This window comes from Flavivirga jejuensis (assembly GCF_030540765.1).
In the GTDB taxonomy this organism is placed as follows: domain Bacteria; phylum Bacteroidota; class Bacteroidia; order Flavobacteriales; family Flavobacteriaceae; genus Flavivirga; species Flavivirga jejuensis.
In genome coordinates this window covers 21,234-45,235 of record NZ_JAUOEL010000012.1, presented here as the reverse complement: position 1 = coordinate 45,235, position 24,002 = coordinate 21,234, and the positions used below count along the sequence as shown (strand labels likewise).

At 32.8% G+C, this 24,002-nt stretch carries 30 protein-coding genes and 1 pseudogene; 28 read left to right on the top strand and 3 right to left on the bottom strand.

Features of this window, described 5'->3' with window-relative positions; genetic code table 11:
- The first annotated feature begins 417 nt into the window (after positions 1–417).
- The 7 genes from Q4Q40_RS23240 to Q4Q40_RS23210 all read left to right on the top strand — a co-directional run bounded on the left by Q4Q40_RS23240 (position 418) and on the right by Q4Q40_RS23210 (position 6,684).
- Complete coding sequence (locus Q4Q40_RS23240; RefSeq protein WP_303304454.1) at positions 418–618, top strand: hypothetical protein; 201 nt, start codon at positions 418–420, stop codon at positions 616–618.
- A gap of 62 nt (positions 619–680) precedes the next feature.
- On the top strand, positions 681–1,037 hold the full coding sequence (locus tag Q4Q40_RS23235) for a single-stranded DNA-binding protein (RefSeq protein ID WP_303304453.1): 357 nt from the start codon (positions 681–683) through the stop codon (positions 1,035–1,037).
- 76 nt (positions 1,038–1,113) lie between these two features.
- Positions 1,114–1,563 (top strand): JAB domain-containing protein, encoded by a 450-nt coding sequence (locus tag Q4Q40_RS23230; RefSeq protein WP_303304452.1) that lies wholly within the window; start codon positions 1,114–1,116, stop codon positions 1,561–1,563.
- A 979-nt stretch (positions 1,564–2,542) separates the two neighbouring features.
- Positions 2,543–3,172 (top strand): BfmA/BtgA family mobilization protein, encoded by a 630-nt coding sequence (locus tag Q4Q40_RS23225; protein WP_303304451.1) that lies wholly within the window; start codon positions 2,543–2,545, stop codon positions 3,170–3,172.
- 3 nt (positions 3,173–3,175) lie between these two features.
- Positions 3,176–4,195, top strand: coding sequence for a MobB family relaxase (mobB, locus tag Q4Q40_RS23220; RefSeq protein ID WP_303304450.1), 1,020 nt, complete (start codon positions 3,176–3,178; stop codon positions 4,193–4,195).
- Positions 4,196–4,255: 60 nt separating this feature from the next.
- Positions 4,256–5,833, top strand: coding sequence for a type IV secretory system conjugative DNA transfer family protein (locus Q4Q40_RS23215; protein WP_345027163.1), 1,578 nt, complete (start codon positions 4,256–4,258; stop codon positions 5,831–5,833).
- Positions 5,834–6,261: 428 nt separating this feature from the next.
- On the top strand, positions 6,262–6,684 hold the full coding sequence (locus Q4Q40_RS23210) for an exodeoxyribonuclease X C-terminal domain-containing protein (RefSeq protein WP_303304448.1): 423 nt from the start codon (positions 6,262–6,264) through the stop codon (positions 6,682–6,684).
- A 33-nt stretch (positions 6,685–6,717) separates the two neighbouring features.
- On the opposite strand, the gene Q4Q40_RS23205 is transcribed toward Q4Q40_RS23210, so the two are convergent.
- Positions 6,718–7,758 (bottom strand): helix-turn-helix transcriptional regulator, encoded by a 1,041-nt coding sequence (locus Q4Q40_RS23205; RefSeq protein WP_303304447.1) that lies wholly within the window; start codon positions 7,756–7,758, stop codon positions 6,718–6,720.
- Positions 7,759–7,848: 90 nt separating this feature from the next.
- On the bottom strand, positions 7,849–8,220 hold the full coding sequence (locus Q4Q40_RS23200) for a DUF7793 family protein (protein WP_303304446.1): 372 nt from the start codon (positions 8,218–8,220) through the stop codon (positions 7,849–7,851).
- Positions 8,221–8,540: 320 nt separating this feature from the next.
- Here Q4Q40_RS23200 and Q4Q40_RS23195 point away from each other — a divergent pair, with 320 nt between their 5' ends.
- The 4 genes from Q4Q40_RS23195 (at position 8,541) to Q4Q40_RS23180 (ending at position 11,145) form a co-directional block, all read left to right on the top strand.
- Positions 8,541–9,377, top strand: coding sequence for an RteC domain-containing protein (locus tag Q4Q40_RS23195; protein WP_303304445.1), 837 nt, complete (start codon positions 8,541–8,543; stop codon positions 9,375–9,377).
- Between the two features lie 284 nt (positions 9,378–9,661).
- Positions 9,662–9,940 carry a helix-turn-helix domain-containing protein gene (locus Q4Q40_RS23190; protein WP_303304444.1) on the top strand — a complete coding sequence of 93 codons (279 nt, stop codon included), beginning with the start codon at positions 9,662–9,664 and terminating at the stop codon, positions 9,938–9,940.
- Between the two features lie 6 nt (positions 9,941–9,946).
- Positions 9,947–10,486, top strand: a complete 540-nt coding sequence (locus Q4Q40_RS23185; RefSeq protein WP_303304443.1) for a hypothetical protein — start codon at positions 9,947–9,949, stop codon at positions 10,484–10,486.
- Positions 10,483–11,145, top strand: coding sequence for an ABC transporter ATP-binding protein (locus Q4Q40_RS23180; RefSeq protein WP_303304442.1), 663 nt, complete (start codon positions 10,483–10,485; stop codon positions 11,143–11,145). The genes Q4Q40_RS23185 and Q4Q40_RS23180 overlap by 4 nt, the downstream gene beginning before the upstream one ends.
- A gap of 106 nt (positions 11,146–11,251) precedes the next feature.
- Here the strand turns inward: Q4Q40_RS23180 and Q4Q40_RS23175 are convergent, their stop codons facing one another.
- Entirely contained in the window at positions 11,252–11,911 is a 660-nt protein-coding gene (locus Q4Q40_RS23175) for an N-acetylmuramoyl-L-alanine amidase family protein (protein WP_303304441.1), read from the bottom strand.
- A 162-nt stretch (positions 11,912–12,073) separates the two neighbouring features.
- On the opposite strand from Q4Q40_RS23175, the gene Q4Q40_RS23170 reads away from it, so the two are divergent.
- The 17 genes and pseudogenes from Q4Q40_RS23170 (at position 12,074) to Q4Q40_RS23085 (ending at position 24,001) form a co-directional block, all read left to right on the top strand.
- Positions 12,074–12,361, top strand: a complete 288-nt coding sequence (locus Q4Q40_RS23170; RefSeq protein ID WP_303304440.1) for a hypothetical protein — start codon at positions 12,074–12,076, stop codon at positions 12,359–12,361.
- A gap of 270 nt (positions 12,362–12,631) precedes the next feature.
- Positions 12,632–15,032 (top strand): annotated as a pseudogene (locus Q4Q40_RS23160) (TraG family conjugative transposon ATPase).
- Positions 15,033–15,043: 11 nt separating this feature from the next.
- Entirely contained in the window at positions 15,044–15,625 is a 582-nt protein-coding gene (locus Q4Q40_RS23155) for a TrbJ/VirB5 family protein (protein ID WP_486320584.1), read from the top strand.
- On the top strand, positions 15,625–16,464 hold the full coding sequence (locus Q4Q40_RS23150) for a hypothetical protein (protein ID WP_303304438.1): 840 nt from the start codon (positions 15,625–15,627) through the stop codon (positions 16,462–16,464). The genes Q4Q40_RS23155 and Q4Q40_RS23150 overlap by 1 nt, the downstream gene beginning before the upstream one ends.
- Positions 16,465–16,516: 52 nt before the next feature.
- Positions 16,517–16,864, top strand: coding sequence for a single-stranded DNA-binding protein (locus tag Q4Q40_RS23145; RefSeq protein WP_303304437.1), 348 nt, complete (start codon positions 16,517–16,519; stop codon positions 16,862–16,864).
- Entirely contained in the window at positions 16,848–17,474 is a 627-nt protein-coding gene (locus Q4Q40_RS23140; RefSeq protein ID WP_303304436.1) for a conjugal transfer protein TraK, read from the top strand. The genes Q4Q40_RS23145 and Q4Q40_RS23140 overlap by 17 nt, the downstream gene beginning before the upstream one ends.
- Positions 17,455–18,390, top strand: coding sequence for a conjugative transposon protein TraM (gene traM, locus Q4Q40_RS23135; RefSeq protein WP_303304435.1), 936 nt, complete (start codon positions 17,455–17,457; stop codon positions 18,388–18,390). The genes Q4Q40_RS23140 and traM overlap by 20 nt, the downstream gene beginning before the upstream one ends.
- Before the next feature lie 10 nt (positions 18,391–18,400).
- Positions 18,401–19,198 carry a DUF4138 domain-containing protein gene (locus Q4Q40_RS23130; RefSeq protein WP_303304434.1) on the top strand — a complete coding sequence of 266 codons (798 nt, stop codon included), beginning with the start codon at positions 18,401–18,403 and terminating at the stop codon, positions 19,196–19,198.
- A complete protein-coding gene (locus tag Q4Q40_RS23125) occupies positions 19,195–19,632 on the top strand; it encodes a recombinase family protein (RefSeq protein WP_303304466.1) in 438 nt (145 codons plus the stop codon). Before Q4Q40_RS23130 ends, Q4Q40_RS23125 begins: the two co-directional genes overlap by 4 nt.
- 650 nt (positions 19,633–20,282) lie before the next feature.
- A complete protein-coding gene (locus tag Q4Q40_RS23120) occupies positions 20,283–20,576 on the top strand; it encodes a hypothetical protein (protein WP_303304433.1) in 294 nt (97 codons plus the stop codon).
- Positions 20,577–20,622: 46 nt separating this feature from the next.
- Positions 20,623–21,045, top strand: a complete 423-nt coding sequence (locus Q4Q40_RS23115) for a p24 family protein (RefSeq protein ID WP_303304432.1) — start codon at positions 20,623–20,625, stop codon at positions 21,043–21,045.
- 15 nt (positions 21,046–21,060) lie between these two features.
- Entirely contained in the window at positions 21,061–22,209 is a 1,149-nt protein-coding gene (locus tag Q4Q40_RS23110; RefSeq protein ID WP_303304431.1) for a trypsin-like peptidase domain-containing protein, read from the top strand.
- Positions 22,209–22,406, top strand: coding sequence for a hypothetical protein (locus tag Q4Q40_RS23105; protein WP_303304430.1), 198 nt, complete (start codon positions 22,209–22,211; stop codon positions 22,404–22,406). The genes Q4Q40_RS23110 and Q4Q40_RS23105 overlap by 1 nt, the downstream gene beginning before the upstream one ends.
- Before the next feature lie 34 nt (positions 22,407–22,440).
- Entirely contained in the window at positions 22,441–22,701 is a 261-nt protein-coding gene (locus tag Q4Q40_RS23100; RefSeq protein WP_303304429.1) for a hypothetical protein, read from the top strand.
- A gap of 3 nt (positions 22,702–22,704) precedes the next feature.
- Complete coding sequence (locus Q4Q40_RS23095; RefSeq protein WP_303304428.1) at positions 22,705–22,965, top strand: hypothetical protein; 261 nt, start codon at positions 22,705–22,707, stop codon at positions 22,963–22,965.
- A gap of 52 nt (positions 22,966–23,017) precedes the next feature.
- Entirely contained in the window at positions 23,018–23,275 is a 258-nt protein-coding gene (locus tag Q4Q40_RS23090; protein ID WP_303304427.1) for a hypothetical protein, read from the top strand.
- 174 nt (positions 23,276–23,449) lie between these two features.
- Entirely contained in the window at positions 23,450–24,001 is a 552-nt protein-coding gene (locus Q4Q40_RS23085; RefSeq protein ID WP_303304426.1) for a hypothetical protein, read from the top strand.
- The last annotated feature ends 1 nt before the right edge of the window (position 24,002 follow it).

The following is a 24,002-nucleotide window of genomic DNA, read 5'->3' as shown; positions in this document are numbered from 1 at the left end:
ATACCTTAAAACCCTTACTGAAATTAGAAAAACAAGAATTGTTAGAATTTGAAAGCGATTTAGCACTTTTCTACTACATTCCTTTGTACTTCATTTCGGGAAAAGCACTTCATTAAAAAGATATTGAACACAATCCCATAGTTTTAGACTCCCACTTCGTATCATTCTGCCGAAAATGTCAGGAACTCCTCTTTCCTAATATGAAATTTTAAGATTAAGTCTGCTTTAATAGGAATTAAGTATTTGCATTTAGTTCCACTTCCTATGCTTTTATACTTCCCAAGCGGTTTAGACTCACATCCGTAAGCCATCACCGCTATCCTTTTTTTGACAGCAAAATAACAACATTCAGTTTTGAACGACAGCATAATCAGGCTCGTTCCTCGCACTTTTTATATGTCTTAACAAAGCTGAATATTGAAAAGCACCAAGCAACAAAAAGAAGGTAACAGTGACGGCACTATGGGAAGTAAATCTAAAATGAAACTTATGAAATCTTACAAAATCAATAAAAAGGAAGCGGAACAAAAGTTAAATCTGCCTGCCGAGAGAGGCAGGAAACAAAAAAAGGAAAACGCTCTGGATATAATAAGTAAATCAATTTTAAAGCCTTTCTGAATGGTTCAGATAGGTACATATTAACCTGCCTGTCGAGAGATAGGTCTTTAAATTTTTTAATTATGAGTACACTAAAAAACAAAGTACAGTTAATCGGGAATGTTGGAAATGCACCCGAAATCAAGATTCTAGAAAACGGTAAAAAAGTCGCTAATTTTTCAATGGCTACGAATGAATTTTATAAAAATTCTGATGGAGAAAAAATACAGAATACCCAATGGCACAATATAGTGGCTTGGGGTAAGATTTCCGAAATCATAGAAAAATATGTAGACAAAGGAAAAGAAGTTGCCATAGAGGGCAAATTGACTTCTAGAAGCTATGAAACCGAAGCAGGGGAGAAAAGATCTGTAACCGAAGTGGTAGCTAACGAAATTTTGTTGTTAGGTATCAAAGGTGAAGAATATGCTAGTGAATAGCTAAAAATAAAGAGGGCGTTCCTGTCTAAAGATGCGCCCTCTTTTTCATTTATAACCTCTTTAAAAAAAAATTACAATGAGTGATAAAGTTAACGAAATAAAAATTAGTTACATAGGGAATGTTAAATTTTCTATGTGGGAAAAAGTTAGGAACTCAAAAGATTCTGCTGATCTCTTATTTGAAAATTGGGATAAGGATACTATTGGTGTTTATGAATCATTTAAAATATTATTGCTTAATAATAGCAATAAAGTTAAAGGGATCTACCAAGTTTCACAAGGTGGAATAACTGGCACTTTAGTCGATTTAAGAATTTTATTTGCGGTGATATTAAAATCTTTATCTGTAGGAATTGTTTTGTGTCATAATCATCCGAGTGGGAAATTGATACCAAGTGAATCCGATATCAGACTAACAAATAAAATTAAAAAGGCAGCGGTTCTATTTGATGTAAATGTTCTAGACCATTTAATTATTACTCCAAATGGAGATTACTACAGCTTTGCAGATAATTCAATTATATAAGCATAAAACTGAATTAAGTACCTTTTAAATTCGATCGTTTTTTGTTTTCAATGTTTGATTTTTGAGGGGATTTCCCCCTCAAAAATCAATATTTAGGACTTGACTTTTTATAATGATAGCTTCCAATCTAAAATTATAACATTATGAAATTTATCGTTTTTTATTCTTAGAGTTTTTCCAAATCCTTTAATCTAAAAATTCTCCGACACTTGGGTCGGGGTTTCCAATTAACCTCTCCTTTGGAGAGGTCAGAACTGCTTTTTTTTGCAGTTCTGGGTGAGGCAAAATAACAAAATTCGATTTTTGCCTCTATAAAGGCAAAATGAAACTGGCGAAATGCCCCTATGGCTTGTCTCGGGGATAGTCAGTTTCAAGATTTTTTTTATTCGTTTAGAGTGCCTATACCGCAAATCCATTCTCGATGGTTCTGAATTATTCTATCGGGATGGTGAACGTCGGTTTTCAAAAAAAGAAAAATTCTTTTTGAAATTAATAAGGAACTCGTAGTCCTTTTTTTAGTTTATATTTTTGTCATGGTTTTTGTTTCAAAAATACACGCCAAAAATGACATGGATCAGTTCTAAAGGTAACTCGTTGCTTTTGGAATAAAAGAACACCCATAAACTCCCTATCTGACGTCTTTTTTTGTGATTCCTTGAAAATTCATATTTTTTGGTTGCATTTCTATCCATTTGGATTCATTTCGCATTTTCTTTTCATCCACAAAAACAGTATATTTATGTGGGTTGCAAACAGCCAAATAAGTGCGGTCAATCACTTTGATTTGACTTTCCATTTAGACCGTACCATCATCGTAATACGTAAAAAAGCAGTCGACTATCAAGTCGACTGTTCGGAAATTCGTCCCTAAAGGGACGAAATTGGAGAAGCAAGAGGGTAACGTGCTAACGCAGCGTTACGGATCTGTTTTGCTTCGTAAAACCCTATAAATACAGGGTTTTAGAGGTGTTTTACAATTATGGAAGTGAAAATACTTACTGTAAAACCCTTTGAAAGCCCCTTAAATATTGAAAAAAGTTACTGTAAAATGAATAAAAAAAAAGCATACAAAAATCGCTATTCTGCAATAAGTATCAAGAAGAAAGTGGCTAAAAGGTTTCGTTTGTTTTCCAAAAAAATCGCAAAATCTCATTCGGATACGCTTGTTGTGATTATGGATTTTTTTGAGTGGCACGGATTTTCGCCCTCTGATAGATTTGAGAAAAGCGTCATTCAGGAAGTTGTGAAAAACAGGAAACGTATGGAAGCATCAATTGCCATAATCAAGGATATTGAAAAGAGTCAGACCAAGCCAACAACCGCCATGTTACAATCCTTATTTGAGGAAAAAATTACTCAAGACACACCTGAAATTGTTGAACGAAAATTTGTAGAGGAACAACCTGATATAATAGCTGTGGACAACACAACAGTACCTAAAATTAGATATGAAAAATTAGAACATAAAATTAAAATAGTGAAGGGTGATTTTAACTATGTACTGGGAAAGATCACACCAGTAAAAAGTGGCTTTGGTAAAGCCTACCTGAAGCTGGAATTAACCAGCGATGAAATTGAACGATTTCGAAGAACATTAAAAAACATATAAGCCATGTACATTACCATAACCAAACAACATAGTGGACTCAATTATAAAGGAAGTGTTGGTGATTTTGTCGAGTATCTTGAAAAGGAAAATGAAGACAAAGACCTTGAAGTAGAGGAATATTTTTTCGATCAATATAATGACCGTGTGAGTCCAGAACAAGTCATTAAAGGGATTGATGAAAATACGGCACGACTCCCAAAAAAAGCCCCCAAATTTTATTCATTAGTGATCAGTCCAAGTCCAAGAGAATTAAAGCATATTGGAAATAACCCCGAAAAACTGAGGATTTATACCAGGGAATTGATGAAGGATTATGCCGCTTCATTTTATAGGGATAAACGGGTAACAGTAGATGATATAAAATATTATGCCAAGTTGGAACATACTAGAACATTTAAGGGAACCGATTTACAAATAGTAGAGAACCAGCCCTATGCCACAAAAATACAGGAACTGAAAAAAGAAATCCGACATATTGAAGCTGGGAAGACCAAGGGAAATCTAAATGTGTTAAGAACTAAAATGCAGAAACTTGAAGCCGAGGCACCACACCAACAGCATGGAAAAAGAATTGTTCAGGGGATGAAAAAGGACGGTATGCAAAGCCATATTCATATCATTGTTAGCCGAACAGATGCCTCAAATAAATTGAGTTTATCCCCAGGGTCTCAGTACAAGAAATCCGAAACACCTTTAAATGGTGTAAAGGTAAAACGAGGCTTTAATCGTGATGAGTTTTTCAAAGCAGCCGAAAAAACTTTTGATAAAACATTCCGTTTTCAACGAAATTTTGTGGAAAGTTATAAGGCTAAAAAAATGCTACTGAATAACCCTAAAATGTTTTTCTCCTTACTCTCTGGCTTACCAACAAGCCAAAAACAAGTAGCACTTAGCCTGCTGCATAAGGCTGGTGTCAATGTTCCAAACATTCCTACCAATACGGTTCAATTGGCTTTTAAAACTTTTATGAAACTAAAAAAAGGAGTGGAAAACGCTGTGCGTTCAGGTTCTATCGGTATTTAATCTAATAATATATGATTCCTGAAAATGTAATACTTAAATCATTTTAAACTAATAATTGCTATGGAAACTTTACATATCATAATGGCTCCTCTTTTTGGTTGTGCCTTGTCCTATCTAATAATTCGATACCTGCGCAATGGTTTTTTAATAAGCCTTTTGGTCACAATTGGTTTAACGATAGCGTCGTACTTCTTTTTAATGCTCCAGACTTTTCTGAACGTATTGCTTTGTTCAATCTTACCCGTTATTTTATGCAGTCTATTTTTCTATGTGTACTTTGCTAAAGATCGTTATACATCTTTGGTAGAGGAAACCTATAAGGTCGTTTTGAATACAGAAAGACGGTTTGTACTGGAGAATATCCGAAGAGGCATTTCAATTATTGGAGCTGCAGGAAGCGGTAAGACCGAAAGTGTGATTAATAATTTGCTTCATCATTTTGAAAAACAAGCGTTTTGTGGTATTGTGCACGATTATAAGAATTTTGAGCTTACAGAAATAGCCTATCCCATATTTAAAAAAAGCAGAAACGATTTTCATATTGTTTCTTTCGACCCCATCTATAAAAAAGTAAACCCAATCGCTCCACGGTATTTGCCCGACGAGGAAAGTGTCAATGAAATTTCTCGCGTGTTACTGGAAAACCTCTTGGAACTCCGAGAAAGTGGGAGTTCTGGAACGGCTCGCTTTTTTAATGATGCCGTGGAGGGACTTATTAGTGGACTTATTTGGAGGCTTAAAACAGATTATCCAGACTATTGTACCATTCCCCACCTAATTGCTCTTTATCAATATTTAGATACCAAGGCACTAGTGAGCTTCCTTTCGGCTAATTTGACAGCAAAAGCTATGGCGGATGCTTTTATCAGCGGGGTTGATTCTGATAGACAAACCGCTGGTGTGAAAAGTACATTGGCTAATGCCTTTAAAAAAATAAGTACCAGAAAAATATTTATGGTCCTATCTGCGGACGAAATTCCATTGAACATCAATAACCGCGAAAATCCAGCCGTTATTTCTATTGTTAATAATCCCAAAAAAGAAACATCCTTATCTCCCGTAATCGCTGCAATTATGCATACCGTGACCAAACAAATGAGCGAACGTAATCAACTGCCATCATTTGTTATGATAGAAGAAGCCTCGACCATAAGATTGCTTAATATGCACCGTATTCCTGCCACTTTACGGAGCTACAATATAGCCTCTGTTTATGTGCTTCAGGACAAAATTCAAAATGATATGCTATATGGTGATAAAGCCAGTAAAGCTATTTTGAGTAACTTATCCTATCAATTTTTTGGTAAAGCCAATGACCCCGACACAGCTAAATATTACGAACGTTTTTTTGAAATTGTCAAAAAACCAACTTTGAGTGTCAATAAAGGGTATAACTTGAATTTTGATACCCGCGTGACACATGGCGAACGCGAAGTTGCCAAAACGCGTGCCGATGCCTTTTTTGGACTCAAAGCAGGAGAATTTATTGTTTTTGCGGATGGGAACGATCGAAAAGTGCAATTTAAAAAACCTGATATTAATCGGCTATTGCCAAATTCTAAGAACTATACCGAACAAGACCTGGATGTAAATTATATACGGATTCATGAAGAGATAAAATCCTTATTCAAAAATTGAACAAAACGAATGTCTCTTTAAGTTCGTGAAAAATTCATCTAACGTAATTTTATAACTGGTATAACCTAGTGTTTGTTGTTGACTTGTTTGATTAGTAGTCTAATCACTTTTCTGCGAGCTGTATGATTATCTTTTAAAATTGAGAAAATCATATAAAAAAACGACATTACATATAGCGTAAATTGGTTAATTTCTTATATTTAATAGCTTTTTTTATGTTATAATTGAATGACCTCATTCTTAACCAATGGGTCTGTGCTTATCTGTATTCTGATAGTAAATAAAAAGGCTATAACGTTATATATAAAATAGTTAAGAAATTTGATTGAATTCGAAATGAGGACCTGTAAATAACTCTTGGTGTAATACAAATTGCACCTTTTTGGCTCGATTTTTGACTTTAAGGTGCTAACACAAGACTAAATAAAATGAGAATATTATTGGTTTTCTTTTTCCAAATTTTTGGATATCTCATAAGAGCAATCTTCAGAGGAAGTACGCCGCGTAAACAGTATAATAATAGTTATAAAACACTTTCAGATTTTGATAAAGTGAAATTTTTGGAGCGAAGAAGGCAGTATAAAGGCTATAAAAAAGCGTGGCTTTATTACCGATGCAAGGAAGAGGGTTTGTTGAAAATTTACAATAAATTATATAAAGATGTAGAAGAAAAGCCGCAATCAAATGTCGAAACAGCTAGGTTTAGCTTTGGAAAGTACAAAGGGCAATTGGTAAAAGAGGTTTGGGATAATGACAAGGCTTATATCGATTGGTTACGTGAAAATGTTGAATTCGATAAATATCCAAACGAGGAAATGGCACTCGAAAGCCTCATAGAAAATACTATATAGCATCAACTTGTTTCTAAAACTAAAATACGGTGTTTATTCATCCTTATTTGAAATATCATTTTCTAACGGAATCAAATGCGGAATATCACTCTTTCTATCTTCCAATGTCCGTTTGCGAAGGGTACTTGGAGTAAATTCAAACCTCTTTTTAAAAGTTCTGCAAAAATGCGGATAGCTCTTGAAACCTGTCAAATTAGCAATGCGCTTTAAAGAGAGCTCGCTATATTGAACCAATAATATGGACTTTCGTAATCTTTCACTAATCAAAAACTGATGGACACTCGTACCATATAATTTCTTAAAACCAAACTTTAACTTAAATTCATTTGTCCCAATTTGTAGTGCAAAATCTTTTAAGTTTGGGAAATCTTTTGCAGGATTGTTTATAATAATATTATACGCTTGTTTAACTTTATCCACGTCATTGATACTTAAAATTGTTTTTTGTTTTACCAAAGTTTTGGGATTCTTATTTGTTTGGTACTGACGATCCTGAAATTGAATGATACGCTTTTTTAATTCTTTTTCAAGTTCTAATTGAACTTTTGTGTGTAGGACAACGGTAACCAGAATTGTTTTTTCCATTTCTGGACTGCCTTTTAAAGAAGTGATATGACAATTTTTTGGAATGAGCAGTTCATTATTCATACTAAAGACCAGATCTAAATTGGTAGCATATAAATCCGTTTGTAGTAGACTTTTCCATACAACCTGCCATTTTATTTTAGAATCTTCACTTAGAAAAGACTCAAAAGATTTTCCCACGATATCCTCATGCTGAATGAACATCAAGCGACTCGTTTTTTCATTCGTTGTTTGGACTAATCCATTAACATCCAATAGAAAACACATCTCAACTAAAGTTCTTCCGATTCCATTGGAATTAACAAAACTTTCATAAGGAAGTGACTCCTGTATTTCCTCAGATAGCATATTAAGAGCCATTTCAACCCCCTCAATAATGTCATTATTGCCAAGTCGCTCCAAGCGATAAAAAAAATTTCCACCCGCCATTTCCAATAACATTTGTTGAATTCTTTGTATGCGTTCTTTTTTGACTTGTATTAGTTTCATTAAGTGCAATGTTAATGTTAACGCAAAATAATAGGCATAAATCCGAAGCGTTTAGAATTGTTCGAAATAAACGAGAGCTAATAAATTATTTTAAAAAGCCAAAAGATATTCTTTGGCATCAGAAATTTGAGAGAATATTTCGGTTTTTACAGGTGGATTGCTTGTACGGATATATATTTTGATGACAAATTCTGAAACGGATGGCTCTGTGACAAAGGCTACTGCCTTAACTAAAGTCGACCCCTCCAGAGCAAGATAATCCCTTGCAGACTTGGTACTATCTTTCATTAGACGAGTATCGCATAAAACGGGTAAGGCTTTACCGTTTTGCATCACAATACGATCCTTAACGATTTCTTTAGCGGCTGTTATGTCAAGAAAAACACCCTCCTTGTATGTAATGTGTAAAATACTGTCTTTGATTATATATTTGGCATAGGTATTCTGGAAGTAGGTTTGCATGCTATTTCTATAATTTAGGGGAGAATTATATTTTGGTAACAATTTAAGAATATTTTTCACTTACATATTAAAAGGGTTTATGATTTATTTAAGACCCCGACATACATTCTTGACTAAAAGGGATTAAAAATTGCTAATTACGGATTTTAATACATCTCAATTTTAATTTTTTTAATAGAAGCTACTATCTTTTATCTCTCGTTTTAATTTGTTTATGACACTTGTGAGAAATAAGTTGATCACAATCAAACAGATAACGGGTTCCCCAACGAATCTATTAACGAATTTATCTTCTTTCCTAATAAAAATGAATTACAGTAATGTATCAAGAGGAAATAAAGAAATTTCAAGTAGAAATTGAAAAAATTAAAGCACAAGAATCAATTGACTTAAAGCAGGCTATTGAGGGCATACAACTATCTCATAAGACACTATGCCAGCTCAAAAATATTTTTGACAATAATGTACAAAAATCCGAAGAAGATGAAGTTAATTTTTTCAAGATGGTCAAAGTAATACCATTAAGCACTTTGGTCTACTTTAGTGAAATAAGGTGCTGTCACACCAAAATGCCAAAAATGGGCATTAAGAATCAATTGTCTTTTTTGAATAAAAAAGTCCAAAAAATAAATAAGTTTTTTCTTGAAAACTTAGAATTTGTTCAATATATGAATGAAGAACAAAACTATCTGGACAAACATTACTTTACCTTAAAAAGTTCTAAATCTCATTTGAGCGCCATTCCTGATGTTTATTTCTTTGACCCCAATTACTTTACCACTCATGATATGCTCTGGGCTAAAATAAAAGGGCTAAATGAATTTTCGGTATACCTAAAGAAATTAATGCTGTCACTAAAGACTAATAATCGTGATGACTTTAATAACCTCAAAAACTCGAATACGCTCGTATGGACACAATCAAAAGCAGCTTTAGCAGAACTGATTTATGCATTACATGCGAGTGCTGCTATTAGCGATGGTAACGAAGGGATTAAAAGTATTACCCTTGTTTTTGAAAAAACGTTCAATATTAAGTTGGACAATATCTATAAAACATATTCGGAAATTAAGATGCGCAAGGGAAGAAAAGCTAAGTTTTTAGATGAACTCACCAATTCACTTAATCACAAAATAACACAAGATGATGCCTTATAATCGTTAAACTTTGTTTGACTGTCATTTCGTAACTACGATACCTATCCCGAAATCAAATTTCTTTTCTCATTTTCTGATTAATACTTGATGCAATCGCTCTTATTTCGATTTAAAACGTGAAATTCATGGTTATTGTGCCCTCAAAAATATTTATCGTAACTACGATACGCCTTGTGATTAAATACCGGTAAATCATTCAAAATTTGCCTAATGAAAGTCAAATCATTTCAAAGCCGTCTAATATTATGAAAATGGCGGACGGCTTTGTTACCAAAATCAATTAAATGGGCGCAAAAATAATTACCACTGAAGACCTGTATGTATTTAAACTGGAATTACTCGAAGACATTAAAAAACTACTTCAAAACCAAGCAGGTTCATCTCAAAAAAAATGGCTTAGATCCCCTGAAGTAAGGAAACTTTTGGGTATTTCTTCAGGAACACTCCAAAATTTTAGAATCAATGGAACACTCCCGTACACTAAAATTGGTGGTGTGCTTTTCTATGATTATCAAAAAATCATGGAAGTGCTAGAAAAGAACAGGATTCATAATAAGTTTTAAGTTGTTTTGGAAGACATTAATTATATCAAACACCTCAATGGTGTGTTTGTGCAATTCTCTAAAGACAGTCGTTTAAATCCAACCCATATTAGTTTGTATATCGCCTTGTTTCAGCTTTGGAATAGTAGCTTTTTTAAGGAAGAATTCTATATCAATAGGGAAGAGGTTATGGCGTATTCTAAAATCGGATCAAAGTCTACGTATCACCGTTGCATTAAAGAATTAAGCCATTGGAATTACTTGCTGTATTCACCATCTCATAATCCTTTTAAAGGTAGTAAAATCAAGATGTTCGATTTTGGGACAAGTACCGAACAAGCTCTGTACCCAAGTCGTACCAATATCGAGACAAGCACTGGACAAGCATTGGTACGTATAAACAAACATATACAAACTATAGAAAACAGTAAAAACATAAACAAACGCGAAAATTTTAAAATTTCGAATAATGAAAATTCTGAAACTGAAGAAAAACAAATGGCAACTGTTCCATATCAGGACAACTTAAAGACAAGCTCTGATAAAAATTATGGTGAACCTTTATGAATAACTCAAAGCCACATATCATTGTAGAAGGAAGCGTGGAATTTAAATTGGGCGAGCTTGATGGCAATCAGATTATCTACGATTTTGATAAAATGCTCATTTATCTCAACGCTAAAGGAAGGCTACTATTTGGTGCTAAATTTAAAACCTTTGAAGAAGATCGAGAGATACTTTTTAAACTCTGTAATTATTTTATTAAGGATGAAGCAAATTGTAAGCGTTTAGATATTGATATTAATAAAGGTATTCTATTGTCTGGCCCTGTTGGCTGTGGAAAAACAAGTTTATTGAAGTTATTGAGATATATTGTGCCACATCAAAAACCTTATAAAATGATACCAGCAAGAAATATTGTTTTTGGATTTAACCATATTGGTTATAAAACAATTGAGGATTATGGGGATGATCATTTTTTTTGTTTTGATGATTTGGGTGTGGAACCTATTGGACGGCATTATGGGAAAGATTGTAATGTCATGGGGGAAATTTTGTTATCCCGACATGATCTATTTGTAGAAGAAAAGATAAAAACACATGCAACCACTAATCTTAATGCACGAGAACTCGAAGAACGCTACGGTCAGCGTGTGCGTTCTCGAATGAGAGAACTGTTTAATTTAATTGCTTTTGATAATGCCAGCAAAGACAAAAGAACATGAATAAACTATTTCGGTGGTTTATGCCGTAATTTGATGGTTGCTAGTTCCTTTATAACAGCATAAATAATGTCCTTAATGTTCTGGCTGATTTCAATAAATAGTTTTGTCATAATTCATTTGTATAATTAGTGATACCTATAAGAATGGCAAGTGCAAGCGCACGTCGATTGTTCTGTACAGACAAATAATCTGATTCATCCAAATCCGTTAAAAAACCCGTTTCCACAAGTATTGCGGGGCAAAGTGTTCTGGTCTCTCTCAAAACTTGAAAGTTGGCAAACTTAACTCCCCTTATTTTGAATCCCAGTTTTTGAGTAAATTCTCTAATAATGTATTGCCCTAGTAGAATCGATTTGCGATGATGCCCATTGGATATATTATGAACATATACCTCCATGCCCTGGGCATGCTTTGGAGATGCATTATTATGTATCGATATGAAAATATCCGCTTTCAATGTATTTGCTAGCCTTGTCCGATCTCTCAAGGAAATCAAAGTGTCAGTATTTCGTGTCAAATAAATATCATATTTATTGTTCAATAACTGAGTATTGAGACTGTTAATCTCCTTTGCAATTTTCAAAACAACATCCTTTTCTCTCTCTCCATTTTTTCCAATAGCGCCATAATCTTTTCCTCCATGTCCAGCATCGACCACAATAATTGTTTTTTGACCAAAAACAAAGCAAATGTTTAACATCAAAATCGCAAAACTGACGTTTTTGAGCTCTTTTGTTTGTAGAATTTTTTGAGTTATCAACACCATGCTACTAAATTTTAATAAAATATGATACCAAATCGCATCAAATAAAAACAATTCGATTCAAATAATATTTTATACATAAATTATTGATTATCAGTTATTTGTATTGTAATATAATGTATTTTTCTTATAACAAAATGAAACTATTTTTAAAACCTTTTTAATATGAGAAAACCACTGTTTACAACCACATTTTTATTACTTCTTTCTAATGCCCTTTTTGCGCAAATTGGAGGAATTGAGGATTCCGTTAATGATGTTTCCGACACTATTAGATCCATTTTCCCCATTATATTAGGGATCATTTTCTTAATCGGATTTCTGTTTAATGCAGGTCACTTTTTTGGTGAAAATGCCGATCTAAAAAAAGGGATTACGCGCGTATTAGTGTTTGTGCTAATCGCAGGAGCTGTAGTAGGCATTTTTACTTACCTTATTTCTATTGTAGTGTAATGAAACGCTACGAAGTTTTTAAAAATATCAGAAAGCGAGCAGTGATAATGGGATTGCCTATTGCACTGTTCGCAATGCTGATGGTTTCGGTCATCGGTTCCTTACTGTTTATCATTTTTTCGTTTAGCTTTTCTGTAATCATAGCTGTATTTGCCTTCAATGCAATCCTCTATGTTGTACTTACAAATCTCACTAAAAACCCAGCGCTTTTACAATTTAAAAAAGTGTTTCCACTAATCATTAGTAACAAAAAAGAAAGTCACATTTACTATGAAGAAGATTAATCTTTCAGAGTATCATCCCATACTAGATATTCAAAACAATATGGTGTTCGCCAACAATGGAAACGTTGTGCTTTGCTATCATTGTGAACTACCAGAAATATATGCCCTTTCCGAAAAAGATTTTGAAGAGCTACACGGAAGCTGGTTTCAAGCTTTCAAATCATTGCCTATAAGTACCGTCATCCATAAACAGGATCTTTATAAGAAAAAAGCCTATAGTGCAAAGCAGCTTCAAAACGATACTTATTTGGAGAAAGCTACACATAGTCATTTTAAAGGGCGGGAATTCATAGAACACAAGTGCTACCTATACTTTGTTCTACCATTTAACAAAGCCTTGAATGCATCCAAATTTTCCAACCCCTTTAGAAAGGTCGAAAAAGGAATTAGGAAGAAACTAGACCATAATGTTCAAGAATTTATTGGCGCTGTCAATGATGCCATTTCTTTTGTAAATAATAGTCGAAAGATTTCGCTGACACCTCTAGAACCTGAAACTATATATGAGCTAACCAGCAACTATTTCAACGGTTTTAATGAAAATTTTGATTCGGACATTCAATTGAAAAAAAACAAAATAGAAATTGGTGAGAATCATTTTGATGTGTTGGCGGTTAACAGTGAACTATGTTTTGGTGATGTGGTTCAGAGTAGCAAGACAAATGATAAATTCACATCCGATGACTTTGTATTTCATCAAGGTTTCATTGACGGTCTGGGGCTTAATCTAAACGAAAACCATATTGTTAACCAAATTATTTATCTGGATGATAAACACAAATGGCGTAAGCTGTTAGAAAAGAAAATTGAGGAACTAAGTAAAAGTTCAAATTTCGGAACACAGAATAAAGTCATCTTAAAAAAGATTGAGGACATTGTTGACAAAATTAATCGTGATGATGCGTCTAGAATAATAAGAGGCCATTTGAATGTCATTTTTTGGGACACCGATGCATCCCAATTAAATCGTATTGCGTCTAAGGTTAAGACAGAATTCAAAGAACTCGATATCGTTCCTTACTACCCTGGTGGAGAAGAAAGAAAAAGCTATTTTCTTAACAGCTATTTTTGCTTTTCTTCTAATTTCTCAAACGAAGACCTTTATGTTACTGATTTTAAACATGCGCTTTGTTTGTATCTCAATAACACCAATTATAAGTCAGATGACGTTGGTATTATTTTTAACGACAGACAACATAACATCCCCGTTTTAAAAGATGTTTGGGATGAAAAGAAGAAACGAATAAAAGCGCGAAACTTTGCCATTTTCGCACCCACAGGAGAAGGAAAATCGTTTTTAGCTAACAATATATTACGCCAATACTTCGAAAGTAATGTCCGCTTGGTGATTATTGATTTAGGCGGTTCTTATTCCAAATTCGCAAAACTCTACCCCGAAAAACATATTGTCCTACGCTATGAACAAGGAAAGAATTTAGGGATAAACCCTTTTTATATTTCAGCGGAGAAAGATCTAACCCCTGAACGTCTGGAAGATCTTGCCTTGTTCTTATTAGAACTGTTAGCTGAAGCTGACAAGGTTTCCAAAGCCAAAGAAGTTGCCGTAAAAAAGGTGTTGATTTATTATTATAACAAAGTAAGACAGGCGCATTCTCTAGCCTCATTATATGCCTTTATTGATAAAAATAAAGAGACTCTTATTGACGATCTCAAAATTAGGGAAGAACATTTTAGTATCTATAATTTTTTACACATTCTATCGGAATATGTCGATGACGGACTCTATAGTTTTCTCTTTAATGTTAGTGAAGATCAAACGTACAAGATAGAAGATAAAAGATTGATTGTCTTTGAGCTGGATGAAGTTAAGGACAACAAAGAAATTCTTTCCGTAATGCTCAAACTGATCAAATCTGCCATTCAGCGCACCATTTGGCGCAATCGTTCCGAACGAGGCATCATACTTTTTGATGAGTTCGCCAAGCAACTAAAATTTGGCAATGTGCTGGAAAGTGTCGAATTCTATTATCAAGCTATTAGAAAACAGAACGGAGCCATTGGGATCATTCTGCAATCTATTAATCAATTACCCGATAATTCCACATCCGCCAGCATCCTTGAAAACACGCAGGTTATTTACAGTTTGCGAAATGAAAAAGGCTATACCGAATTACAAAACAGGCTAAACTTATCCAGTCACGACTTGAATCAGTTAAAGTCAATCAGGAACAACCCTTACAGGAGATAGAAAATATACTGAAATGTTTATAAAAATCGGGAAGGAAAGTAACATTTTCCGCCTTGAAGTTCCAAAACAGGTATATGCTGCTTATCTCACTGAAGGCAAGGAAAACGAAATACTTATGAACCTCTTTGAAAAACATAAATCAATGGAAAAAGCCATTGACATATTTATTAATTCTTAAAACCAAAAATAATGAAAAACATGATTAAAAAATTAATGCTACTCGCACTCTTAGTAGTGCTAATCGGCACCAATGTCTCTGCTCAAGGAATGCCTGTTTATGACAATACTAATTTTGTTTCATTTATGAAATCTCTAGTCGAATCTGGCAAACAGACTGCCGAATTATTAAAACAGGTCGAATTTCTTAAAGAACAGAAAGAAAATATTGAAAAAGTCAATAATGCCATCAAACAATTAAAAGCAGTCAAAGAACTTTACACAAACAATCAAAAACTATACACGATTGTTCAGAATGACCTTAGAGAAATTCTTAATTCTCCCTATATCAAATCGAATGAAGTATCGCGGGTTTCAGAATCATTCAATGCTATTATAGATAACTCTCTGGACGGTTTGAATTATATCGAACATATTCTTTCCAGTGGGAACATGAAAATGACTGATGCTGAAAGGGCAGAGGTTTTGAAGGACATGGAATTGAAGTCCAAAGAAATGGTAGCTGAAATTCAAGCAAAGACCAGACGCTATCGTGAAATTATAGATTTTAGGGAAATGCAAGACAAAATCAATAATAGAGAAACTAATTACTGATGTCTGGATTTTTTTTAGGAATCGGACTGGAATATGTCGATACAATTTTTCAGACGATAAAGAACAGTGACTTTTCGCAGTACACGATTGGTGGCATGAAAACCCTTGCCTTATTACTATTCCTTGTCAACGTCCTGAAAAAATATAACGAAGGTGTTGCCAATGATGAGGGGTATACTTGGGGGTTAACACCGCAGGAACTAGCAAAGAATTTTGCTGTAGTCATTTTGGTAATCTTTTCAACACAAGTATTAGATGTGTTTGATACGATATTAGTTTCTATTGAAGGACAATACCGTGACACAGCTCCTGCGCTCCTCCCTTTGCATATGCAAGATATGGATTTAGAACAGGATGTAGGTGTAGTGACAGCCGCCTCAAAAGCAATGGCGATGTTCTATGAAGCTTTGATAACACCCATGTATGGCCTAAAATGGATTGCCTTTATATTGTCTTGGTTTTTATGGATGCTTGACCTATTCATTTATCCCCTGTTTTTGGCTGAACGTTATTTTTTGTTAGGCATTATGCAAGCCTTTTTTCCATTAATAATCAGTCTCGCCGTTTTTGAAAAATTTAGAACGTTGGCCTATAATTTCTTTAAGCTATATGCAGGAGTTTATATGCTAGTACCAGCTTTCTTTTTGGTGAATGTATTTGTGAATAATCTTTACACAGAAATAACAACCAATTTTTGGAGCAATATAATTGGTGCGGATTGGGCAGCAAGCCTTATGGCACCATTAATACAGTTAGGCGCTGTCGGATTTATCGTGCTATTGAAATTCAAGTTATACCGCAGAGCCACATCTTTTGTTTTCAAACTCTTTAGTGCTTAACAAAGCACTAATAATCTGCAAAAGGAAATATTCAATTTATAATAATTAAAATATGAACACACTAAAAAATAAAGTACAGTTAATAGGTAACATAGGACAAGATCCTATCATAACGAATCTGAACGAGGGAAAAATAGTAGCTCGTTTGTCATTGGCAACTAATGAGAGTTATAAAAATGCCAAAGGTGAAAAAGTCACTGATACCCAATGGCACAATATTGTTGCATGGGGGAAAATAGCGGAGATTATTGAAAAATATGTAAAAAAAGGCAAGGAAATAGCTGTAGCGGGAAGATTAGTAGCGCGTTCCTACCAGGACAAAGAGGGTGTCAAAAGATCCGCTTCTGAAGTTGTCATAACTGAAATCTTATTACTGAGCAGCGATGAAAACACCTTATAAAAATATTTATACAGTACTAAGACTTAACCGTTTTATTGTATTGACCGTTGTTATAGGTGCCGTAATTACATGCGTAGCTTCAATTCTTGTTGTCCTGAAACTCCATAAAGATACCGTAAATAGCGCATTTGTTGTCAACACCGACGGCGCTGTGATTCCGTTAAAACTGGTTTCACAACAAGAAAACCTTCAAGTAGAAACAATGGCACATCTTGAACTTTTTCATACTTATTTTTATCATATTGACGCACTTAATTATGAAAAGCACTTGGAGAAGGCGTTATGGTTAGGGAATAGTTCTGTAGATGCTCTATATAGACAAAAAAAAGCCGATGGGGTGTATAATCGGATTCTTCAGTATTCATTGGTTCAGAAAGTAATAAGTATCGATTCTAAAATAGATATTAAACAAGAACCCTATCGCTTTCAAACCAAAACCGTATTTGAAATCAATCGAGGGTCTGCAACAGATCTCTACGAGCTAACTACAACTGGAAATCTAATCCATGTAAACAGGAACTTTCCCAAGAACACCCACGGATTTTTGATTACCAATTTTTTTGAAAATAAACTACAAAAACTAGAGAATTATGAAAATAGAGAAGAATAAAATTGTCTTTGCAATCGTATTGGTTTGTGTCGTCGTGTTCATCGGCGCATATGCTATGCTGACCTTTGGAGAAGATGAAGCCCCAATCATAGAAAACAACCATATTCCTTTGCCGAAATTAGAGGATGACCAAATAGAATATGATACCAAATTGGAAGCTTTAGAAGCTCTAAAAGAAGCTAGGGAGACTAATGCTCCAAGTATTTATGATGAACGATTATTGGATTCAACAGGGGTTTATGATCCCATGTTGTTGCAAAAGGAAAAGATGGATATGATTGATAGTATTTACAATGATGGACGGATTACTTACACAGAAAGACATTTTAAACCCATTGTTCCTGACGCAACTCCAGGACTCGTTCAAAAAAAAGAAATAGAGATTATTCAGGAAAAGGAAATTGATATTAAGACAAAAGAACGTGCACTGGAGCATCAACTTTTCTTTGCCTCTAACCCATTGGAAAATGACAACCTTGATTCTAATAGGATCGATGACATGATTTATGTACGTGTAGATGGCACACAAACGGTAAAAAAGGACTATCGGTTACAAATGCGCTTGACAAAAAATGCACTGATTGATGACGTGATTTACCAAAGAAATACGTTGCTCTATGGTTTTATCAGTTTCAAACCAAATCGCACAATCATCACTATTGAAAATATAAATCATAAGGCAGTAAAGTTAAAGTCTTTTGATTTACAGGATGGTAGTGAGGGGATTAATATCACTAACACATTTCAAGCCCAAGCGGGGCAAGAAGTGATCGGGGATATCGTTGATGATGTCAATATTGTCGGTGTTCCTCAAGTAGGTGGGATTAAAAAAATCTTTCAACGTAATAACAGAAGTGTAAAAGCCACCATTTACGATAATTATCTACTCATATTAAAAACAGTCACAACAAAATAAAATTAATCTTATGAAAACTTATATAACAATATCATTGCTTCTATTGAGTACTATTATTTTTGCTCAACAACCTTTGGACACCATCTATGCTAATGACCAAAAGAATGTCGCTCTGTTTTTTCCAAACCCGATACGTCAGGGAATTACTGGAACCGACAATTTTGTGTTTAGTTATAATCAAGAAAAAGAGCAATATTTTGCACTGCTACAGGCTAAACCTGGGGCGGTTAGTAATTTACTGACCATCACCAATGATGGTAAAATATATTCCTATATTTTGAAATATTCTCCGAGGCTCCTTAAGTTTAATTATTTTATTTCAAAAAACGAGAGCATTGGAAACGAAAAACCTTCTATTATTCCATTAAAAAAGAAAGTTGTTACCAATGTAGATCCTAAAAAGGCAGACTATTTTAAAAGGTTCAGTGCGCATCTGCTAAAATCAAACAATGGTAATATCGCAACTAAACGTAAGCAAGGATTAAAATTGCAGCTCCAAAAAGTAGTTTACAATTCTGATGAAATATACCTAGTTATGAAAATTACCAACCGTTCTGGAATTGACTTTGAAATTGATTTTTTGAACATTTACAGAACAAATGGTAATAACAAAAAGAAAGCTTCTTATCAACGATTGGAACAAGAAATCATCCAAAAACATAAAATGCCAAGCATGGTTAAGAATAAACAATCCAAGCGGATTGTATATGTTTTACCAAAATTCGTATTAGGTGATAATGAAAAACTAGAGATTGAACTAAAGGAGTTAAAAGGAAGTAGAGTTGTTGTTTTATCAACTAAGCTATAAGTTTTTTTAGGACGGCTCATAGACTTGCTAGAAGCCTTATTCATTTTAATAAAGTAATGAACGAGTTTTCTGAAAAAGGCATTAAATTCAAAAGTATAACAGAACCTTTTATTGATACTACAGAAACATCAGTTCATTCTAGTTTTATAGTAAACATATTTGCATCATTAGCAGAATTAGAAAGGGATATTATAATAGAACGTACAAAAGCGGGGTTAGAATCGGCAAGAAATCGAGGTGCTATATTAGGAGCGCCAAAAGGGTTGAGTTCGGAAAACAAGAAAAAAGCGAAGCTTTGTGCTTATTACTTTAAAGAAGGCATATTAAAGGTTGATGATATTTGTAATACAGTTGGGATATCAAAAGGAACTTATTATACCTATTTAGAGTATGAAGGATTAAAAGGAAAAATTCGGCCATATAAAAAAGTATAAAAATAGGTTTGCGTTGTTATTTTTAGTGTTGGGTGATTGCGCATGTATATTATAATAATACTTTCTTTATCAGCATCTTTTGTTGTACTAAATGATTGAAAATTCATGTTTTTTTCATTTTAATATGAGTAATTACTTACTATTATTTAGTATATTTAACCTCTTCCTAAATTATTAATTATAGCATTTTATTTCAAACCGTTTACGGTTTTCTGTATTAAATATTTTGTAAAGCGTTTTACATTTGGTATTTAAATTGCTTTTGTTCGTGGTTTTACTTGAAATGAATAAGATAACTAATTGAATATTAAACAAAGGGAAAATAAAATGTAGCCGGTGTTTTTGGCCAAGTACCACGAAGTGGACCAGGATAAAAAGACCAGCAAAATGCAACCGAAATAATAATACTGCAACTGCAGTACAAAGTTTAAATAAATGATCATAAGACCAGGAGAATATCTCTGAAAATTATTAAGCAAAGAAATAAGATTATGACGTTAGGAAATAAGTGTTTTTTTGTGATAAGAATTAAAGAAATATAGTAAATACAGGAACTAACAAAAATATAAATGTGTTTATGTCCATGTTCACGAAGTGGACTAGCCAAAACAAAAAAGTTTAAATAAGCGATTAATTTTAGATAAATATTTATGAATGAGTTTAATTATAAAATATCAGATTTAGAAGTTGATTTTTATAAAGATTCTAAGGTTGATGTATCTAAAGATGATGAATTATTGCTAGAAGTTGATAAAATAGATGATTCCTTGTGGCTTGTTCAAACTTCCTGGATTGAGGATAATTTAATTTTAATCAGAAAAGAGTTAGCGGATGAATTAGTCAAATTTTTAGAGTATAAGATTAAAGAAAGGCATAATACTGAATTACCAGTCATTTTGCATCCAAACTTTTTTATACCAATAGATACATCTAACTCTAATTAAGCAACCTTAAATCCGAAGGATAATAAATTAAAAGTTCAATAAAACGATGATTATACCAAATTTACCTACTGATAATATTTATAAGTTCTTTGCCTTAAGCGGTCTTTTTATTATAATTTTTTGTATTACATCTACTGAATTAAAAGTATCTGATATTGAATCCGATATGGATAACTTAATAACTCAAAAAGGAGAAATTGAATATGAAATACAATTACTTAAGAATAATTATGAAAAAGAAAAACTTAACGAAAAATTAAATTTGAAAATTTTTAAGTTTAATCGTTTAGATGAATTGTTACAAAATAAAACAAAAAAAATTAAAAGGGTTTTTTATTGGTCAATTTTCGGGATTATAGTCGGTGTTATTATGTGCTTATTTGGTTTTGTTTGTTGGTATAATAGAATACAAATATTTTTAGATTATAAATTAAAAAAAGAAAATGAAGCATTAATAAATAAAGTCTAAATAAACGATAAACCAATGAAGAGTTTTTTATTTGTAATTGTTATGTTTTTGTGTTTTCAGAATTTACATTCTCAATACTATAACAATGATGATGATGATTTGAGAGATTTTTTCAGTGCTATTGCTTACTTGCCTGGCGAGGCTTTAGAAACCACGAAAATAAATGGAGTGCAGTATGAAATTTTATATAGAAAACCATGGACCGATAATATTTTAGAAAAAAGAACTACTTCTTTAGGTACAGGTTTTTTTCTAAAAAGAGGTTTGGATGTCTATTTAATTACCGCAGAACATGTTGCTAGGTTTTTGAAAAGAACAAGTAGTATAAAATATTTGGGTACTGATGGACAAAAAAAAGAAATCACTATTCAAGAACTAACACTGGCTAAAAATGATTCTAAAAAATTGAACTGGGTAAGACATACTACTGCTGATATAGCTATTTTACATTTAGGAATATATGATAATGTTGTTAAAGATATAGTTATGTTTTCGCATGAATATTTGGAGGAGTCTGTTAAAGCTCCAAACCGTTTAAATGACCTCACTATTATGGGGTACCCTTTAGGATTAGGTATTAATCCTTTATCAATATGTCCAATTACTCGCAATACTCGTAGTGCTAGTGATATTGTATATTTCGGTCGATTTGATAACAGTATTAGCAATCCATTTATTATTACCGACGACCCAAGTATTGGGGGCTTTAGTGGTGGTCCGGTATTAGAAATTCATAAAACAAAACATTCAGTAGATTTCCTTGGAGAGAAAACAAGGTTGGCTCCAACTATTATAGGTCTAGTCCATGGTAATTTATCTCAAAAACCGGGTGGTTTTGCGGCAATCGTGCCTTCATTTCAAATACTTGAAACATTAAAGTTTGCACCGAAATACAATGGAGAATATACTTATTATTATCCAAATGGTAAGATATGGTCTAAACGTATTTATAAAGATGGGCTACCGTGGTCCATATTATCAAATTTTGATTCTAATGGAAAACCTCAGAACAAAGGGACCTTAAAAGAAGGTGAGGGGAATTATTATGTTTGGAATGAAAAAGGAACACGTGCCGAAATAGTAATCTGTAGCAAAGGAAAATGTTCGGGAGGCGTTTTTGCGTACCCAAAGAAGGAATCTTTAAATCAAATAAAAGATAAGTAATGACATACCTTTTTAATAAGTTAAAATTACAGAGAGGAGAATTAATAAGTTTGACCAATGAAGGTGGGGAGGTTTTCACAGGCACTTACGAAAGTGAAAACAATAATTCCAGTGATACTTTTCAGTTTAGTAATTTTTCAAATGGTCAACTGGAAACAATTTGTATAGAAAAATTGCAAGGATTGCAAAGGATATAACACCTCTAAATCAATTTAAAAGTCTAGTTAAACGATGATAACAAGTGAAAAATTAAATCACCACGCATTAATTTTCTTTAAACAGTTTAAAAATGCAGTAAAAGATTCTAGGGATTTTGAAAGGGATGCTTTAGCATATGTTAGGAAAGAGGAGGCCTTTCAATACAAGGACAAAGTTAGTGGAGATACATTGGTTATGATTTTAGAAGACTTAGGTTATCTAAAATATGAATTAGGGACCAAAAGGAAGCATATTATTACTCTAGAGGGTTTTGAATTTTTAAAGTCTAAATAAACGATGAATAATATTATAGAAAAAAGATATCAAGAATTAGAGGATGATCAGAAAAAAGATATAGAAATATTTCTTCAAAATAGAATGTCTAATGAAAATGTACCTTTTAAAGAAAATGAAGATGTTTCTTTATTACTTGAAGAATGGAATCCTAAAATTAAAATTGAAGAAAATATAGTCCGAGGTTTTTGCAAAAACAGCTTAATAACCATTAATAGAATTGTTTCAGACCGTATAAGTTACAAACATAAAACAAGCCTATAAATTAATATGTAACGTTTGTTTATGATTAAATACTAATAATAAAAACATTGACATGAAAGACAATTCCTTTAAATCTAATTATAAACAAATTGAGTATTGGCTTAAAAGACTTTATGTATGGGCGGTAAATTTTTATACTTGGTTTTGGATTATTCGACAAATATTTTGGAGAAAATCAACAGATTTAGAGTCTTATTTACTATGGTTTTTTCTAGCAGCAGGTATGTATTTCTTTATAAGAGAAAGTAAAGATTTAGATATAATTTATAATATTGATGAAGATAAAAAAGAAAACTTAAAGTCTAAATAAACGATTTATAAAATAAAATCTAATTATCCGATGGATGAAAATGAAATAAACTCTCTCTTAGAAAAATATTCCTATGAGATAAAAATATATAATGAACATGATATCCCCTACAGTTTTCATAATGGAGAATTGATCGTTCATCCAATTATTAAATCATTAAAGTCTAAATAAACGATGGTTATTCAAGAATTAAGCTCATTAATAAATATCGAGAGTCTCATTTCAAATGCTCTTATTCCTTGTATTATTAGCATTATAGGGATAATGTTAAGTGCTTATATAGCAAAAAGAATAAGTGAAAAAAGAAACAAACAAGAAACAACAGTAAACTTGATTAGTGAATATAATAGTTTTGAATTTACAACACATAGGAGAGAAGCTGATAATTTGTTGAAAAATAATATTCACATGGGATTAAAAGAACTAAGAAATAAATACCCTAAAGAATGTGTTTCTGTAGATTTAATATTGCGTTTTTACACTAGATTAAATTATTTTACAAGAAAAGGAATGATTATTAATAAAGATATCTGTAACGAATTTTCAGATAATTTTTATCACTTTTTCTACTTTCACTTTAGAGAATCTATTCCTAATGATTGGGAAGCATTTGAAAAATTGCAAAACCTTGGATATTGGTTTAAAAAACAATTAAAAATTGAAGAGCACACAGATTTAATGGATAATAAAAAAGAGAAAAGAGAAATATTTTTAAAGTCTAAATAAA

Bases quoted from the DNA above. Each gene is read 5' to 3' on its own strand.
- Q4Q40_RS23195 (WP_303304445.1), top strand. From the start codon at position 8,541: ATGTATCAAGAGGAAATAAAGAAATTTCAAGTAGAAATTGAAAAAATT.
- Q4Q40_RS23180 (WP_303304442.1), top strand. From the start codon at position 10,483: ATGAATAACTCAAAGCCACATATCATTGTAGAAGGAAGCGTGGAATTT.
- Q4Q40_RS23225 (WP_303304451.1), top strand. From the start codon at position 2,543: ATGGAAGTGAAAATACTTACTGTAAAACCCTTTGAAAGCCCCTTAAAT.
- Q4Q40_RS23210 (WP_303304448.1), top strand. From the start codon at position 6,262: ATGAGAATATTATTGGTTTTCTTTTTCCAAATTTTTGGATATCTCATA.
- traM (WP_303304435.1), top strand. From the start codon at position 17,455: ATGAAAATAGAGAAGAATAAAATTGTCTTTGCAATCGTATTGGTTTGT.
- Q4Q40_RS23100 (WP_303304429.1), top strand. From the start codon at position 22,441: ATGATAACAAGTGAAAAATTAAATCACCACGCATTAATTTTCTTTAAA.
- Q4Q40_RS23130 (WP_303304434.1), top strand. From the start codon at position 18,401: ATGAAAACTTATATAACAATATCATTGCTTCTATTGAGTACTATTATT.
- Q4Q40_RS23205 (WP_303304447.1), bottom strand. From the start codon at position 7,758: ATGAAACTAATACAAGTCAAAAAAGAACGCATACAAAGAATTCAACAA.
- Q4Q40_RS23170 (WP_303304440.1), top strand. From the start codon at position 12,074: ATGAGAAAACCACTGTTTACAACCACATTTTTATTACTTCTTTCTAAT.
- Q4Q40_RS23230 (WP_303304452.1), top strand. From the start codon at position 1,114: ATGAGTGATAAAGTTAACGAAATAAAAATTAGTTACATAGGGAATGTT.
- Q4Q40_RS23145 (WP_303304437.1), top strand. From the start codon at position 16,517: ATGAACACACTAAAAAATAAAGTACAGTTAATAGGTAACATAGGACAA.
- Q4Q40_RS23175 (WP_303304441.1), bottom strand. From the start codon at position 11,911: ATGGTGTTGATAACTCAAAAAATTCTACAAACAAAAGAGCTCAAAAAC.
- Q4Q40_RS23090 (WP_303304427.1), top strand. From the start codon at position 23,018: ATGAAAGACAATTCCTTTAAATCTAATTATAAACAAATTGAGTATTGG.
- Q4Q40_RS23235 (WP_303304453.1), top strand. From the start codon at position 681: ATGAGTACACTAAAAAACAAAGTACAGTTAATCGGGAATGTTGGAAAT.
- Q4Q40_RS23190 (WP_303304444.1), top strand. From the start codon at position 9,662: ATGGGCGCAAAAATAATTACCACTGAAGACCTGTATGTATTTAAACTG.
- Q4Q40_RS23140 (WP_303304436.1), top strand. From the start codon at position 16,848: ATGAAAACACCTTATAAAAATATTTATACAGTACTAAGACTTAACCGT.
- Q4Q40_RS23115 (WP_303304432.1), top strand. From the start codon at position 20,623: ATGATTATACCAAATTTACCTACTGATAATATTTATAAGTTCTTTGCC.
- Q4Q40_RS23155 (WP_486320584.1), top strand. From the start codon at position 15,044: ATGAAAAACATGATTAAAAAATTAATGCTACTCGCACTCTTAGTAGTG.
- Q4Q40_RS23215 (WP_345027163.1), top strand. From the start codon at position 4,256: ATGGAAACTTTACATATCATAATGGCTCCTCTTTTTGGTTGTGCCTTG.
- Q4Q40_RS23085 (WP_303304426.1), top strand. From the start codon at position 23,450: ATGGTTATTCAAGAATTAAGCTCATTAATAAATATCGAGAGTCTCATT.
- Q4Q40_RS23200 (WP_303304446.1), bottom strand. From the start codon at position 8,220: ATGCAAACCTACTTCCAGAATACCTATGCCAAATATATAATCAAAGAC.
- Q4Q40_RS23150 (WP_303304438.1), top strand. From the start codon at position 15,625: ATGTCTGGATTTTTTTTAGGAATCGGACTGGAATATGTCGATACAATT.
- mobB (WP_303304450.1), top strand. From the start codon at position 3,176: ATGTACATTACCATAACCAAACAACATAGTGGACTCAATTATAAAGGA.
- Q4Q40_RS23105 (WP_303304430.1), top strand. From the start codon at position 22,209: ATGACATACCTTTTTAATAAGTTAAAATTACAGAGAGGAGAATTAATA.
- Q4Q40_RS23120 (WP_303304433.1), top strand. From the start codon at position 20,283: ATGAATGAGTTTAATTATAAAATATCAGATTTAGAAGTTGATTTTTAT.
- Q4Q40_RS23095 (WP_303304428.1), top strand. From the start codon at position 22,705: ATGAATAATATTATAGAAAAAAGATATCAAGAATTAGAGGATGATCAG.
- Q4Q40_RS23110 (WP_303304431.1), top strand. From the start codon at position 21,061: ATGAAGAGTTTTTTATTTGTAATTGTTATGTTTTTGTGTTTTCAGAAT.